Annotated in this window: 14 protein-coding genes; 3 read left to right on the top strand and 11 right to left on the bottom strand. The window is 68.8% G+C overall.

What is annotated here, in order from left to right; genetic code table 11:
* Positions 1–7: 7 nt before the first annotated feature.
* The 4 genes from FFS56_RS05685 to map all read right to left on the bottom strand — a co-directional run bounded on the left by FFS56_RS05685 (position 8) and on the right by map (position 5,373).
* Entirely contained in the window at positions 8–1,999 is a 1,992-nt protein-coding gene (locus tag FFS56_RS05685) for a BCCT family transporter (protein ID WP_046746950.1), read from the bottom strand.
* 135 nt (positions 2,000–2,134) lie between these two features.
* Positions 2,135–3,829 carry an AarF/UbiB family protein gene (locus tag FFS56_RS05680; protein WP_061016773.1) on the bottom strand — a complete coding sequence of 565 codons (1,695 nt, stop codon included), beginning with the start codon at positions 3,827–3,829 and terminating at the stop codon, positions 2,135–2,137.
* Positions 3,830–3,874: 45 nt separating this feature from the next.
* Positions 3,875–4,510, bottom strand: a complete 636-nt coding sequence (locus FFS56_RS05675; RefSeq protein WP_171010932.1) for a PadR family transcriptional regulator — start codon at positions 4,508–4,510, stop codon at positions 3,875–3,877.
* 89 nt (positions 4,511–4,599) lie between these two features.
* The gene (gene map, locus FFS56_RS05670; RefSeq protein ID WP_127011595.1) at positions 4,600–5,373 is read right to left on the bottom strand and encodes a type I methionyl aminopeptidase; all 774 of its coding nucleotides are present in this window, start codon (positions 5,371–5,373) and stop codon (positions 4,600–4,602) included.
* A 66-nt stretch (positions 5,374–5,439) separates the two neighbouring features.
* Between map and FFS56_RS05665 the strand changes: the two genes are divergently transcribed.
* Both FFS56_RS05665 and FFS56_RS05660 read left to right on the top strand, forming a co-directional pair.
* The gene (locus FFS56_RS05665) at positions 5,440–5,718 is read left to right on the top strand and encodes a helix-turn-helix transcriptional regulator (protein WP_046746988.1); all 279 of its coding nucleotides are present in this window, start codon (positions 5,440–5,442) and stop codon (positions 5,716–5,718) included.
* A gap of 163 nt (positions 5,719–5,881) precedes the next feature.
* Positions 5,882–7,492, top strand: a complete 1,611-nt coding sequence (locus FFS56_RS05660; RefSeq protein ID WP_127011594.1) for a glycosyltransferase family A protein — start codon at positions 5,882–5,884, stop codon at positions 7,490–7,492.
* A gap of 76 nt (positions 7,493–7,568) precedes the next feature.
* On the opposite strand, the gene FFS56_RS05655 is transcribed toward FFS56_RS05660, so the two are convergent.
* The 7 genes from FFS56_RS05655 to FFS56_RS05625 all read right to left on the bottom strand — a co-directional run bounded on the left by FFS56_RS05655 (position 7,569) and on the right by FFS56_RS05625 (position 14,130).
* Positions 7,569–8,789: a hypothetical protein gene (locus FFS56_RS05655; protein WP_046746953.1), complete on the bottom strand. Its 1,221-nt coding sequence runs from the start codon at positions 8,787–8,789 to the stop codon at positions 7,569–7,571.
* A 123-nt stretch (positions 8,790–8,912) separates the two neighbouring features.
* Positions 8,913–9,782, bottom strand: coding sequence for a 3-methyl-2-oxobutanoate hydroxymethyltransferase (panB, locus tag FFS56_RS05650; RefSeq protein WP_127011593.1), 870 nt, complete (start codon positions 9,780–9,782; stop codon positions 8,913–8,915).
* Complete coding sequence (gene panC, locus FFS56_RS05645; protein ID WP_127011592.1) at positions 9,779–10,663, bottom strand: pantoate--beta-alanine ligase; 885 nt, start codon at positions 10,661–10,663, stop codon at positions 9,779–9,781. The genes panB and panC overlap by 4 nt, the downstream gene beginning before the upstream one ends.
* Positions 10,660–11,448, bottom strand: coding sequence for a Rossmann-like and DUF2520 domain-containing protein (locus tag FFS56_RS05640; RefSeq protein WP_127011591.1), 789 nt, complete (start codon positions 11,446–11,448; stop codon positions 10,660–10,662). Before FFS56_RS05640 ends, panC begins: the two co-directional genes overlap by 4 nt.
* A gap of 218 nt (positions 11,449–11,666) precedes the next feature.
* On the bottom strand, positions 11,667–13,091 hold the full coding sequence (locus tag FFS56_RS05635) for a DHA2 family efflux MFS transporter permease subunit (protein WP_127011590.1): 1,425 nt from the start codon (positions 13,089–13,091) through the stop codon (positions 11,667–11,669).
* 107 nt (positions 13,092–13,198) lie between these two features.
* A complete protein-coding gene (locus FFS56_RS05630) occupies positions 13,199–13,765 on the bottom strand; it encodes a TetR/AcrR family transcriptional regulator (RefSeq protein ID WP_137771806.1) in 567 nt (188 codons plus the stop codon).
* A gap of 59 nt (positions 13,766–13,824) precedes the next feature.
* A complete protein-coding gene (locus FFS56_RS05625) occupies positions 13,825–14,130 on the bottom strand; it encodes a helix-turn-helix transcriptional regulator (RefSeq protein ID WP_045262331.1) in 306 nt (101 codons plus the stop codon).
* An 82-nt stretch (positions 14,131–14,212) separates the two neighbouring features.
* Between FFS56_RS05625 and FFS56_RS05620 the strand changes: the two genes are divergently transcribed.
* Positions 14,213–15,448, top strand: a complete 1,236-nt coding sequence (locus FFS56_RS05620) for an MFS transporter (protein ID WP_127011589.1) — start codon at positions 14,213–14,215, stop codon at positions 15,446–15,448.
* Positions 15,449–15,453: the final 5 nt, after the last annotated feature.

Genomic DNA, 15,453 nt, shown 5'->3' with positions numbered 1-15,453 from the left:
GGTACCCTCAATCCGCGCGCGGCTGCGGGGCGGGGTCCGGGTCGTTCGGACCGTCTTCCAACGCGGCATCGACAACGGCATCCACTTCCGCGGGAGGGATGATGTCGATCGCCTCGGTCGCGGCCTCATACACCTCGGCCAACGTGTCGTCGACGGTGTCCTCGTCGATCCAGGCGAGGTCGTCCTCCGAGTGGTCGTACTCGACAGGCACGAGGGCGAAGTCGTCGCCGTACTCCTCGAGCCCGGCCATGACGCTGTGGCGGACGGCGGCGCGGGCATACCGGTCGCGCAGGATCAGCGGATCCCGCCGCAGGTCCTTCATGAACGCGATCATCATGAACGTCATGATGATCGCGAACGGCAGCGCCGCGATGATCGTCGCGTTCTGCAGCGACTGCAGCCCGCTGCCCTCCGATCCGCTCACGAGCAGCACCGCGGCGATCACGCCGACCAGCACTCCCCACACCACCGCGACCCACCGCGATGGCTCCGGGCGGCCCTGCTGGGACAGCGTGCCCATGACGAGTGAGGCGGAATCAGCCCCGGTGATGAAGAAGATCGCGATGAGGAGGATGAGCACGATGCTGGTGATGAGCGGGAACGGCAAGTTCTCCAGCACCCCGAACAGCACCTCCTCCGGCGGGTCGACGGTGAGGCCTGCGCCGTCCATCTGCTGCTGGATCGCCGTCGTGCCGAAGATCGCGAACCACACGAGCGAGATGGCGGAAGGCACCACGATGACGACCGACACGAACTGACGGAGCGTGCGCCCGCGGGAGATCTTCGCGATGAACATGCCGACGAACGGCGACCAGGAGATCCACCATGCCCAGTAGAAGATCGTCCAGCTCGACAGGAAGGCCTGCGCGGTCTCACCCTGCGACGCGGAGCGGCCGATCATGGTCGGCAGATCGCCGATGAACTGCACGGCGACCGACGGGATCACGTTCAGGATCAGCAGCGTCGGACCGACGAAGAACACGAAGAAGGCGAGCAGGATCGCGACCACGGCGTTGATGTTCGACAGTGCGCGGATGCCCTTCGAGACTCCGGACACCGCGGAGGCGATGAAGCAGGCCGTGAGCACCGCGATGACCGCGATGAGGATGCCGTTGCCGAGTGGGCCGATGCCGCTGACGAGCTCGACACCGTGACCGATCTGCAGCGCTCCGAGTCCGAGGGAGGCTGCCGTGCCGAACAACGTCACGATGATGGAGAAGATGTCGATCGTGCGGCCTACCGGACCCGTGGTGCGGTTCTCGCCGAGCAGCGGAGCGAAGATCGAGGAGATCAGCGGCGTGCGGCCGCGGCGGTAGGCGCCGTACGCGATGGCTCCACCGACGAGCGCGTAGAACGCCCAGGCCTGCGGACCCCAGTGATAGAGCACCTGGGTCTGCGCGGTGTGCATGGCCTCGAGGGTGTTCGCCTCGACGGTGCCGGGCGGCGGGTTCTCGAAGAACGTCAGCGGCTCAGCGGCACCCCAGAACACCAGGCCGATGCCCATGCCGGCCGCGAAGAGCATGGAGATCCACGAGAACATCGAGAACTCGGGCTCCTCGTCGTCACGGCCGAGCGGGATGCGCCCGTACTTGCTGAAGCCGACGAACAGCATGAACACGAGGATGATCGTGGCGATCGTCGTGAAGAAGAAGCCGAAGTACTCCACCACCCAGGCGAGGACCGTGCTCGTGGTGCCGGCGAGGTTGTCGCCCGCGAACACACCCCAGGCGATGAAGCCGAGGGCGAACGCGGCGGCGACACCGAAGACGAGCGGGTCGGTGCGGTAGGTGCGCCCCGTCTCCTCGACCGAGACACCGGGAACGAGCGCCGGGTGCACGCTGCGCGGCGGGACGGTCGTGATGTCGCGGACGATCTTGCGGGCAGTCTCCGAAGCCTTGGCCGGGAGGCGGTTGGCACCGGTTCCGACTGTGTCCGTGCGCGGACGCGGAGGGTTCGATCCTGCGGAGCGTTCGTCGGGCTTCTCGTCAGGAGTGTCCATGAGAGTCCATTTTGTCATGCGAGGTGCGCGACCGTGTCGGGGCCGAAACCCAGAGGGTCCGCGCGAACCGCGGCGCGTCGGGCAGCGACGCGCCGGGCGGACGATGTCTGCTCTGGGTTTTCGGGCGCGTCGCCGCTAGCGCGAGCGGCGCCCGCCGAACAGCGAGTGCAGCAGCGGGAGGGCGGAGACGCAGACCAGGGTGATGCCCAGGGGCGGCACCGACGGCACGAGCAGCGCACCGCCGACCAGGAACGCCGCGAACAGGACGCCGGAGCCGATGCGGCGCGCGATGCCCTCGAGCCGGTCCAGGCGGCGTTCGAGTCGTGAGGTGTCGAAGGTGACGTTGCCGTCGTCGAGGCGCGTGATGATCTTGTCGATGCGGCCGGGCAACGCCCAGGTCGTGGACATCGTGCCCATCGCCTGGTTCGCGAAGGCCTGCACGATGTTGCCGCTCTCGTCGCGAAGCAGACGGCCGGCGTAGGGCTCTGCCGCATCCCACACGTTGAACGCGGGATCGAGACCGCTGCACATGCCGGAGGTCAGTGAGACGGCACGGATGAGCAGCAGCATGTTCTCGGGCAGCTGCAGCGGGAGCGAGCGCACCATGTCGCCGAACTCCTCGGCGAAATCACGGAACTCGCGCGGATCGACCTTGCTCAACTCGGCGAACCCCATGCCGCCGAAACGGGCGAACAACGTGGTGAGCGCGCGCTCGAGCTCGGCCGTGTCGGCGGAAGGCAGCAGCACGCCGATCTCCTGCGCGGCGGCGACGAGGCCACGACTGTCTCGGCCGGCCACCGCGATCAGGAGCGTGCGCAATCCGTCGCGGAGGCTCGCGGGGATCTCGGCCATCATGCCGAAGTCGATGAACGTGAGGCGGAAACCGCGCCCCGTGCCGCCCTCGACCACCGGCGAAGGCGTGACGAAGATGTTGCCGGGGTGGGGGTCGGCATGCACGAAACTGTGCGTGAACACCTGATCGAACATGACCTCGGCGAACACCGCGGCGACCTCGGACGGATCGATTCCTGCGGCGCGGAGGGCCTCGATGTCGTTGATCTTGATGGCCGTGACATCCGAGAGAGTCAGCACCCGACGGGTCGAGCGCTCCCAGACGATCTCCGGGGTGTCGACGCGGGGATCGTCGGCGAAGTTCTCGCGGAAGCGTTCCGCGCTCGCGGCCTCATGCAGGTAGTCGATCTCCTCGAGGCTGGTCGCGGCGAACTCCTCCACGAGCGCGGGCGCATCCACCCGGTCGGCGACGATGCGCACGCGCGTCAGCCAGCGCGCGACCCGGCGGAGCGCCGCGAGGTCGACCGCCACGATCTCGTCGATGCCGGGTCGCTGGACCTTCACGACGACCTCGCCGAGCCCGGTGTCCGCCGCATCGAGCGCCGACAGTCGGGCGCGATGCACCTGCCCGAGGGAAGCCGCCGCGACGGGGTTCTCATCGAACCAGGCATAGGCACGTTCGAGCGGGATCCCGAGCTCGGCTTCGGCGAGCGCACGAATCGCCGGCGTGGGCACGGGCGGAACCTCGTCCTGCAGCCCCTCGAGCTCCTTCGTGATCTCCGGCGGCAGCACGTCGAGGCGCGACGACATGAACTGTCCCACCTTGATCATGAGTCCGCCGAGTTCCACGGCGAGCACATGGAACCGACGAGCGAACGTCTGCATCCGCTGCCCGCGTGTCCGCTCCGCGATTCGGCTCATGCCGAAGCGGGGCAGGACGAGTTCGAACCACCAGATCTTGAAGAACTCGCGACCGGCGAACGACAGGATGCGACGGTACCTGGCGCGGTGCACGCCGTGTGCCGCAGCATCCGTCATCGCGTGGTCCCTTCGCAGACCCCCACTCGATGCCGCACTGCGCGGTCAGTCCTGCGCGAGGATCGTGTACAGCCTACGGCGGGCCTCGTCGAGGACCTCGATCGTCTGCTGCACCTGCTCAGCGGACCCGCTGCGACCCACCTGGGCAGCCGCGGCGGCGAGGTCGACGCCCGCCTTCGGCAGAGCGTGGAAGCGGGCGTTGTCGCGCTGACCATCCTTGCCGTTCGACGAGACCCAGGGGGCCGGGGTCTCCGAGCTCTCGTCGGCGACCGCGCGGCCGGCTTCGGTGAGCGAGTAGGTCTTACGGCCGTTCTGCTCCTCCGCCTCGATCAGCCCTTCGTCGGCGAGCAGCTGCAGGGTCGGGTACACGGAACCGGCGCTCGGCTTCCACGTGCCGCCGCTGCGCTCGGCGATCTCGTTGATGATCTGGTAGCCGTGCATCGGCTTCTCGGCCAGCAGGGAGAGCACGGCCGTACGGACGTCACCGCGGGCCATGCGCGAACCGCCGGAGGGGCGGGACTCGAAGGACTTCCGGAGCTGGTCCATCGCCTCGAAGATCGCGGATGCCGGTCCACCGGAGCCGGCGCCGAAGCCGGGTCCGCCGAAGAACCCGCCGGATCCGCCGCTGCTGCCGGATCCGCCGCTGCCGCCGAACGGGTTGGAGGGGAATGCGTTGCTCATGATGACCTCCCGCTGTAGGTGTGAACGATACTCAACGATATATCGTTAACCCTGAGCGCGGGGTGGGAGTTCTGGATCCGAATGCCGGGTCAGCGGGACGGCAGCGTCAGGATCTCGGCGCCGCCCTCGGTGATGGCGATCGTGTGCTCACTGTGCGCCGTGCGGCATCCGGTGGCGCTCCGCAGAGTCCAACCGTCGGCATCCGTGCGGAGCTCATCCGTGTCGGCCATGACCCAGGGTTCGAGGGCGAGCAGCAGGCCGGGGCGAAGCACATATCCCCTGCCCGGTCGACCGTCGTTCGCGACGTGAGGATCCTGGTGCATGGTCGATCCGATGCCGTGCCCGCCGAACTCGAGGTTGATCGGGTAACCGGCAGCACTCAGGACAGCTCCGATCGCATGGGAGAGGTCGCCGATACGCACTCCGGGACGCGCGACGGCGATGGCGGCGGCGAGCGCGCGCTCGGTCGTCGCGATCATCGCCAGGTCTTCGGCGGCAGGATTCCCGCCGACCACGAAGCTGATGGCCGCGTCGGCGGCGACTCCTCGCAGCGTGACGGCCAGGTCGAGCGTGAGCAGATCGCCGTCGACGAGCCGATAGTCGTGGGGCATGCCATGCAGCACCGCGTCGTTCACCGCGGTACAGACGTAGTGACCGAAGGGTCCGCGGCCGAATGAAGGCGCGTAGTCGACGTAACAGGACTCGGCGCCGGCGCGCTCGATCAGCTCGCGGGCCCATCGGTCGAGGTCGAGCAGGTTCACACCGACCGCGGCGCGAGCTTTCAGCTCCTGGAGGATGTCGCCGACGAGGGCGCCCGCCGCCCGTGCACGACCGAGCTGGTCGGCGTTCAGTATCTCGATCACGATGTTCCCTCGTTATTCCAATAACAATCCCGGTAATACTATCCCGGTATTAGAATAGGCGCCATGATGGTCCGCCTCCCCCTCAGCCCCGAAGACATCGAACGCGGTGAGCGCCTCGGTGTCGTCCTGCGTCGGGCGCGCGGAGATCGGTCGATGCTGTCGGTCGCGCTGGAAGCCGGGATCTCCCCCGAGACGCTGCGGAAGATCGAGTCTGGGCGCGTGGCCACGCCTGCCTTCTCGACGATCGCGGCCGTGACCGACGTGCTGGGTCTCTCCCTGGACTCGGTGTGGGCGGAGATCGGTTCTCGCGCAGACAGCGACCGCGCACCGAGCATCGCCTCCTGACCCGCGCCGGCGCTTCACCCGCGACAGACAGCCCGAGTCGAGGCCCTCGCGCACACGCCCGGCCGTCGCGTAAGCCCGGTGACGCACACAGGAAGACGTGGTTAGCTCTGGGAGTTGTCGACTTGGGGGAGTGAGACGTTTGTCACAGAGTGATCGACCGGAGATGAGCAGCAGCGACGCGGGCACCATCCGTGTGAGCGTGATCGTACCGGTGTGGCGACCTGGCCCCTCGTTCGACGATCTCATCGCGTCACTCGATCGCCAGAGTCTTGGCACTGCGTCGTTCGAAGTGCTTCTGTGCGACGACGGATCCGGCGAGCCCACCTCTGCTCGGCTGGCCGACATCGCCCGCGACCGCCCCCACGTACGCGTGCTGTCGCTGGCGCACTCCGGGTGGCCCGGCATGCCGCGCAACCACGGCGTCGATGCGGCTCGCGGGACCTACGTGCAGTTCGTCGATCAGGACGACTATCTGTTCGACCGTGCACTCGAGAAGCTGTGCGACTACGCCGACCTGCACTCCTCCGATGTGATCATCGGCAAGGAGGTGGGCATCGGCCGCCGCCTTCCGAGTCGGATCTTCAGCCACGACATCCCGGATGCGGTCCTCGGAACCGACCCGCTGCTCGAGATGCTGACGCCGCACAAGATGTTCCGCACCTCTTTCCTTCGGGCCAACGGCATCCGCTTCCCCGAGGGCAAGGTGCGGCTGGAAGACCATCTCTTCGTGATGCAGGCGTACTTCGCGGCGTCGAGGATCTCGGTCCTGGCGAGCGAGCCGTGCTACGCCTGGGTCAAGGAGCCGGGCAGCGCGAGCTCTTCGCGCATCGACCCGGAGTCGTACTTCCCGCATCTCGAAACGGTGCTCGACCTCGTCGAAGCGCACACCGAGCCGGGAAAGCTGCGCGATCGCCTTCTGCGGCACTGGTTCCGAGGCAAGATCCTCAAGCGGCTCTCGGGCCGACAGATGGCCAGGTACCCCGACGACTACCGTGAACGCCTGCTCGATGTGGTCACGCCCCTGACGCAGGAGCATTTCGGACCCGGCGTCGATGCCGGCCTGGGATTCCCGCATCGGATCCGCGCCGCTCTGCTGCGCGCCGGGCGACGTGACGACCTGTTGGAGCTCGCGCGTTTCGAATCCGAGATCACCTGTCGCGCCGTCGTGACCGAGGTGCACTGGTCTCGCGGTGGCGGTCTGCACTTCACGATCCGCGTGACCCTCACGAGGAGCGGCCAGGACGCGTTCGTCTTCGAATCCGCGGTCGAAGAGTCGACGGACGCCGAGTCCGGATCCGCACGCCCCAAGAAGGTGACGCGACTCATCTCGCTCCCGGCCTCGACGACCGAGGGACTCCCGGAGAACCTCGTGGTCGCCAACCGCGAGCTGCGCAACGACCGGGTTGACCTCTTCCTCCGCGACCGCGACACCGGTGCCGAGCGCCGTCTCGGAGGTCGACTTCCCCGCAAGCTCGACTCCGCCCGCGTGGCGATCGACCCCGTCAAGGTGTTCGGTCCCGACGACGACTCCCGCGGAGGAGCGCTGACCGTGAAGGTCCGACATGCGGGGTGGACTTTCGAGACCCCGCTCGAAGCCTCCCCTGCCGTGCTCGCCCGCGCCGGACGGTCCCCGCTCCTCGCGGGCCGCACCTGCACCCTCGTGGCGACCGACCAGGGCACGGTCCAACTGCACCGCGAGTGGCCCGGCGGCCGGCTGAAGGACCTCGCCGGACGTGCTGTCCGCCGCGTGCGCGCCCTCACCCGGAAGAACTGACGAAGAAGAGCTGACACAGACCGGCTGACGCCGCGCATCCGCACGCGCCCACCGCCGTCGACACACGCCCGCCGTGTCACTGGAGCGCCGCCCGCGCGACGGCGCGCATCGCGGGGGTGATCGAGCCGAACGCGCTCGGCGACGAGAGCGCACAGAGACTCTCGACCACTCGCTGCACCGCTGACACGTCGCCTGACCGAGGCGACCACTCGGAGAACCTTCCGTCACCCGGCCCTTCCTCCACCGCAGCCTCACCGCGCGCGACGACGCCGACCAGCTCGTCGAAGGTCGAGGCGGAGCCATCGGCGACGGCCAGGAGGGCGAGGGTCACGGCACGCGGCCAGGCGCTGGGGAACAGCCTCTCTCTCCCCAGCGCCCGCACGCCGTCGATGATCCGTAGGAATGCCCGCACCTCACCGTCCGCCAGCCCGCGTCCGAGGTTCGTGACCACGACATGCCCGCGCAGCCTGCGCATCGCTTTGGTCCGACGTGCGAGCGACGCGAGAGCATCGGCAGGGTCGGGAAGGCCCGGCACCGCCGTGTCCGGCCAGTCGAGGGCGTCGACGGCATCGGAGACGATCGCGCGGGGCAGCCACCCATCGGTCGGATCCTGATCGACACCATCGGGGCCGATCCGCGCGACGAGCATCCGGATGCCGGCCGTCGCCGACTCCGCGAACTCCGAGCCCGCCGGGGTCTCCTCGAAGGGCACCGGGTCGTTGAGCTCCGCGTCGTCGAGGTGCGCGAGGAGGGCGAGACGACGCACCGGGGAGAGCCCTTGGCACAATGCCGCCAGCGGTGAGAACGGACGGAGAGCATCGCCGCCGACCCCGCAAGCCGCAGGGTCGAGGCGCGGCTGCACCAGGCCGAACCGCTGGGCGAGCTCGAACCCCACATGCTCTGCGCGGAATGCAGGTCGCTGTGTCTGCCAGCTTCCCACCGGCGACGGGAGCACCGGGACGGACTCCGCGTCGACGACGGTGACCCGCGGGTCGCCCATCCGTGTCGCGTATGGCCCGCTGATCACCACGTCGACCACATCGGCGACACCGGGGACCGACACCTGCTGCGTCGGGGCCCGCCAGGGGCACAGGTCGATGTGCAGCGACCGACCCGCGTCCGCTTCGAGCTCGGGCGCTTCCGGATCGAGCCCGAGACTCAGCCGATAGGCCTCGATCAGCCAGTACGAGGGGGCATCCCGAGGCACACCGATGACGCGGGTGAGCTCGGGGCATCCTGAGACCGACATCTCGACATGAAGTGCCCACGTGACGTGGACGTGCTCGGAGAGTTCCATCCGCGCAACGCTAGGTCGTCCCCGGCATCACCCCAGGACTCGAAGCCACCGATTGTCGAGAACTCGATGAAGCCGTCTTCGGTGCAGAAGAGTTGCGAACACGAGCCGTCGGCGGGGCGCGAACTACCGGCGCGCGAGCAGCTCCTCGAGACGCGCGGCCTCCCCCTGCGCCATCGCGTATCCGTGCTCGGACGCGGGGTAAGCGCCGCTGCGCACCTCCGATGCGTACGCCCCGACCCCCGCGATGGCGTCCGTCCGCAGCTCGGCATACCGCTTGACGAACCTGGCGGCCGACCCGTCGAAGAGTCCGAGCAGATCGTGGAAGACGAGCACCTGTCCGTCGGCCGCGCCACCCGCTCCGATACCGATCACGGGGACGTCCAGCAGCGGCATGAGCGCAGCCGTCACCTCGGACGGCACCGCCTCGACGACGATCATCGAGCACCCGGCATCCTGCAACGCGAGCGCATCCTCGATCACGGCCAGCGCGGCCTCGGCGGAGCGCCCCTGCGCACGGTAGCCCCCGAGCGCGGTGGCGGTCTGCGGCGTGAGCCCGACGTGCCCGACGACCGGGATGCCCGCCTGCACGAGCGCCCTGGCGCGCTGGACCGTCGTCCCGCCGCGCTCGATCTTCACGAGGTCGCAGCCGGCTTCCTTGATGAAGCGCTGCGCGGTCGCGATGGCGAGCTCGTCGGAGGCCTCGTACGAGCCGAAGGGCAGGTCGCCGACGAGGAGAGGCACTGTGAGCCCCCGCCGCACCGCCTTGGTCAGCATCAGCATCTCGTCGAGCGTGACCGGCACCGTGCTGTCGTAGCCGAGGACGGTCATCGCGGCCGAGTCGCCGACGAGCACCACGTCGACGCCGGCGGCCTCGACGATCTGTGCGCCAGGGTGGTCGTACGCGGTGACCATGACGATGGGCTCACCGGCCGCCTTCTTCGCCCCGAGGGCGGCGAGGGTGACCTGGGTGCGGGGAGCGGCATGAGCGCTCATGCGCTGACCTCCGTATCGGTTGTCGCCGAGGCATCGGCGACGTGCAGGACGTGGTTGTCGATCAGGCGGGCCGCCCCGATGTGTGCGGCGACCGCGAGCAGGGCGTCACGATCGACGCGGGCGCGGGGGCGCAGCGTCTCGGCATCTCGGAGCTCGAGGTACTCGGGGTCGATTCCGGCATCGGCGAGCACTCGTCTCGCCGTGGAGAGGATGCTCCCCGCGTTCGGATCACCCGCCTCGAACACCGCAGCCCCGGCATCGAGCGCCCGGTTCAGAGCGGAGGCCTGCACGCGGGCCTCCGCGTCGAGGTAGACGTTCCTGGAGCTCATGGCGAGGCCGTCCGCTTCCCGCACGATCGGACAGGCGACGATCCGCACGTCGAGGTCGAGGTCCCGCACGATGCGGCGGACGACGAGCACCTGCTGCGCGTCCTTCTGCCCGAAGTACGCGGCGTCCGGTCGGACGATCCCGAACAGCTTGGTGACGACCGTGGCGACGCCGTCGAAGTGGTGCGCCCCACGACTCGCGCCATCGAGCACGTCGGTGAGACCGGCGACGTGGATGTTCGTCGCGAACCCGTCGGGGTAGATCTCGGACGCGGTGGGAGCGAAGAGGATGTCGACGCCCGCGGCCTCCGCGAGTCCGGCGTCGCGGGCCTCGTCGCGCGGATACGCGCTGAGGTCTTCGTTGGCGCCGAACTGGGTCGGGTTGACGAACAGCGACACGACGACGAGGTCGGACGCCTCGCGCGCGGCACGCATGAGGGAGAGATGGCCATCGTGGAAAGCACCCATGGTGGGCACGAGGCCGATGGTCCCACCCGCGGCTCTGGCTTCTCGGATCGCGGCGCGGACCTCGCGGATCGTGCGGAGGATTCTCATGCCGGGGGCTCCTCGAGTGCGGTGGCGGGTGCGATGGCGGATGCGGTGGCGGTGGGTCGGGCAGCGACCGCGCGCGTGGCTGCGGCCAGCGCGTCGAACAGGTCGTCGAGCTCCAGCCCTTCGGCGACAGCACGCTGGCGTGCGACCGTCTCCTCGTCGCCGCGGGCGATGGGCCCGGTCAGCACAGCGGCAGCGCCGTCCTTCGCCCAGTTCTCGACCGTCTGACGTACAAGCGGAGCCAGGAGCGACCGGGCGACGTCGCGAGGAATCCCCGCATTCGAAGCCAGGTCCTCCGCCGCGTCGAGCACGGTGAGGACGAAGTTCGAGGCGGACGACGCGGCCGCGTGATAGCTCGCACGGTGTGCGTCGTCGACCTCGAACGGGCGTGCACCGAGAGCGAGGGCGAGCTGCTCCGCGACCTCACGAGCTGCGGGCGTATGACCGGCGATCGCGGCACCGATGCCGCGGAACACCTCGGCGGGCTCGTCGCCGGTGAAGGTCTGCAGCGGATGGAGGCTGAAATCCACATCGGTGAGCGCCGTCGCACCGGATACATGTCCGAGGAAGCGCGCATGGGGCCGGGCGATGGCCGCAGCATCGGCGATGGCCGCGTCCGGAACGCTGAGGAGGACGACATCCACATCCGGAATCCGCTCGTCCCGCCCGAGGGGTCCGACGACGCCGAGCTCCGCTGCCCGCAGAGCCCGCGCGAGTACGCGTCCGAGACGGCCGGCGCCGACGATGGCGATGGTCGTCCCTGGTGGGAGAGAGGCGGATGTGTGCATGTCGATTGCCGGGCCGGGTCACGCGGCGCGGGTGCCAGAAGTATCCGCCCGGCACCGCATACGATCCAAATCAGAGAGCAGAGTGCGTACATGAGCACCACATACATATGGCATTCTGGTTACTCTTGTCAACTTTTGCGCGTCCATTCGCTCTCTGGCGGAATCGACGAAACCCTGAGGTGCGAGGACGCACCCCAGGGGCCTCCCGCCCGCCGAGCTCAGTCGCGCGGCCAGACCACGACGATCCCCGCTCCGATGACGGCGAGCGCCGCCGCGCCGAGGAAGAGCCAGGAGAATCCTCCGGTGAGGGCAGTCGCCTCGGAGGCTCCCTCCGCGGACAGCGCCGCGGTGCGCAGACCGGCGACGGTCCCGAGAACGGCGAGTCCGACCGCGCCACCGATCTGCTGACTCGTGTTGATCAGACCCCCGGCGAGACCCGATTCCCCGCCGTCGACGCCGTCCACCGCGAGCTGGGTCGTCGCCACGACAGCCCAGCCGAGACCGACTCCGACCAGGATCGTCGGCCCGAGCAGCTGCGCGAGGAACGTGGCATCGGACGGCGCGGCTGCGAGCCAGGCGAGCCCTCCGGCCAGGACGAGCAGAGAGCCGATCAGGACCGGGCGGGTGCCGACGCGCGCGATGAGGGCGGGTGCACCTCCCGCGACGAGCACGAGCACACCCGCGAGCGGCAGCTGCGACAGGCCGGCAGCGAGCGCGTCGTAGTGGAGCACGGCCTGCATGTAGACGGAGAGAGCGAAGAAGAGCGCCACCATCGCCGCCCCGCCGAGCAGCATCACGATGTTCCCGAGCGCCAGGTTGCGGTTGCGGAAGACCGCCAGCGGCACCAGGGGCTCTGCAGCGCGCCGCTCGATCAGGACGAACGCGACACCCAGCGCGAGCGCCGCTGCGAACAGGATCATCGGCAGCGGGTGCACGAATCCGAGCTGTTCGACAGCACTGAGGGCGCCGACCAGAGCCACCAGAGCCGACGTGACGGTGACGGCACCGGCCGCATCCAGACGCCCGGGGGTGCGGGCGCCGTCGCGGGTGATGAGCAACGGGATCGCGATCAGCACGAGCGCGCCCACAGGGACGTTGACGAAGAACACCCACTGCCAGCCGAGGGTGGCCGTGAGCACACCGCCGAGCAGGACTCCGGCCGCCGAGCCGATCCCGGCGACGGCTCCCCATACGCCGAGGGCCTTCGTGCGCTCATTGTCGTCAGGGAAGAGATGGGTGAGCAGCGCGAGCGCCGCGGGGGCGAGGAGCGCGGCCGAAGCACCCTGGAGAGCCCTCGCGCCGAGGAGCATCTCGCTCGACATGGAGAGACCGGCGAGCGCGGAGGCCGCGACGAAGCCGCCCGTGCCGATCAGGAACACGCGGCGGTGTCCGTAACGGTCGGCGAGACGTCCGCCGAGGAGGAGGAGTCCGCCGAAGGCCAGCACATAGGCGGTGATCACCCAGGCGAGGGCGGCCGTGCTCATGCTGAGCTGGGCACCAAGCACGGGGAGGGCGATGTTCACGATCGAGGCGTCGAGCACGACGAGGAACTGCGCGAGGGCGAGCACGCTGAGTGCGAGCCAACGCCTGGAGCTGCGCGGCGCGGCGGTGGCTCGTGTCGCGGTGGCGGTGGGAGAGGTCATGGGATGCTCCTGTTCTTGTGGGTGGTTGGTTCGGTTCGGCGATGCGAATGAGTGACCACTCACTCACTGTTGACGGCAAGCGAAAGCGCCCTCTCTAGGGACCGACGTCAGTCGGGGTGGGTGATCCGATTGGTCAGCAGGGCGACCCAATCCCCCGGGCGCCCGTCGAGCTGCGTGGTGACGATCAGGTGGCAGAGCTGCCCGTAGGCGATGAACCGCTGCACGGCGCCATCCTCGGCGCGAGAACGCTGTCGGGCGAAGACGGTGATGCGCTCCAGCCCTGCGCGAAGCGCCTCGCCGATGGCCGGGATCTCCGCCACCGACTGCGCATGCACCTGCAGCATGAGCAGCTTCCGGTCGGAGATCAGGCGCGCGTAGGCATCCCCCATCGCGTCGAGCAGACCCTCGGGCGAGGTGTCGTCCGCGGCATCCGCACCTTCTTCGAGGGCGACGAGGATCGCATCGAAGCAGGCTTCCAGGGCGACGACGAACAGCGCCTCCTTACCCGAGTAGAGCTTGAAGACGTAGGCCGGCGAGATCTTGGCCTCGCGTGCGACGTCGGCGACGGTCGTGCCGTGATACCCGCCTCGAGCGAAGGCCGCCAGTGCCGCCGCGGCGACGACGGGCTTGCGGGCGTCTGCCGTGGAGAGGATCGAACTGCGGGTCGTGGACATATGAGTGACTGTACACTCACTCTCTCGACTCGGCAAGAACGTTCCGGCCCGAGGCGGAGTCAGTCGCGCAGCACCGAGTCCAGCAGCCCAGGGAACAGGGCGTCGAGGTCGTCACGCCGCAGCGTGAGCATCCGCCGGCGCCCGTTCGGCTCGTTGCGGATGACACCTGCTTCGCGCAGCACCTTCATGAAGTGCGACTTGGTCGACTTCGGGAGGTTGGGGTCGGTGGCATGACAGGCGGCCATGTCGAGAGGGCCGTCCGCGAGCTGTCGCGTGATGGCGAGACGCTCGGGGTCGCTGAGCGCGAAGAGCACGTCGGTGAGCTGGATCTCGGAGCGCTCCGGGTGAGGAAGGTCGCCAGGCATGGTTCGATAATAGTTGAACAATTGGCGAAACGCGCGTACGCTCCGATAGTTCGATGATTCTCGAACCAAACGAGGAGACGCCATGACCACCACTGAGCCGATCGTCACCGTCCCCCTATCGACGACCACCCTGCCGACGACCACCCCGCAGACGCGCACCCGCTTCGGGTTCGTGCTGGCGATCATCGCGCAGATCCTGATGATGGTCGGTGCGAGCGCGCCGTCGCCGTTCTATCCGGTGCTGGCGCAGCAGATCGGTTTCGCCCCCGTCGTGATCAGTGCCGTGTTCGCGGTCTACGCGGTGGCGCTGCTGCTCACGCTCCTCACCGCCGGTTCTCTGTCGGACCATGTCGGACGCCGACCCGTCGTGATCGCGGGGTTCTTACTGCTCGCCGGAAGCATGTTCCTGTTCTGGCATGCGGATGCCGTGGCGACGCTGTTCCTCGCGCGCATCCTGCAGGGCATCGCGAGCGGGCTGCTCATCTCGGCCCTCTCGGCCACGGTGCTCGACTTCGCGCCGGGCGGCCGCGCGGGTACCGCCGCGCTGTGGAATGCACTCAGCCCCGGGATCGGTCTCGCGCTCGGGGCCCTCGCTTCCGGAGTGATGCTCGACGTCAGCGGTGAGGCCCTGCTCGATGTCTTCGCGCCGCTGAGCACGGCGTACATCGTGCTCGCGGCACTGTTCTTCCTCGTTCCGGAGACCGCACCGCGCAAGCCGGGCGTCTGGGCGTCACTGAGCTTCCGGTTGTCGATCCCGACCGCGATCAGGGCCGACTTCTGGCGGGGCGCTCCGGCGGTCATCGCGGGGTGGGCCACGGGTGGACTGTTCCTGTCGCTCGGAGCCAACATCGTCCGAGGCGAGCTCGGCGGCGAGGCGCACGTCTGGCAGGGGCTCGGCGTGGTGCTGCTCGCCGGCGTCGGAGCCCTGACCGCGTTCACTCTCCGGAAGCTCGCAGCACGGTCGATGGTGCTGTTCGGCACGGCGGCCCTGGCGACCGGAACCCTGCTGTCGCTCATAGCCCTCGGCATCGGCTCACTGCCGTTCTACCTCGTCACGGCCGCCGTGACCGGTATGGGGTTCGGCACCGCGTTCTCGGGAGTCGTCGCATCCCTGGCCCCGCGGATCCCGGCGACCCAGCGCGCCGACACCTTCGCCGTGATCTACCTGCTGGCGTATCTGGCCTTCGGCGTACCGGCCGTCATCGCGGGTGCGCTGGTCGGAGTCGTCGGCTTGGAGGCGGTGTGCGTGGGCTACGGGATCGTCGTCATCTCACTGGCAGGCATCGCGTTCACGCTGCGTATGCGCCGCGCGGCATAGAAGCG

The organism is Microbacterium sp. Beta (genome assembly GCF_005502545.1).
Taxonomy (GTDB): domain Bacteria; phylum Actinomycetota; class Actinomycetes; order Actinomycetales; family Microbacteriaceae; genus Microbacterium; species Microbacterium oxydans.
Note: the sequence above shows the minus strand (reverse complement) of the source record. Positions and strands in the feature narration are given on the sequence as shown.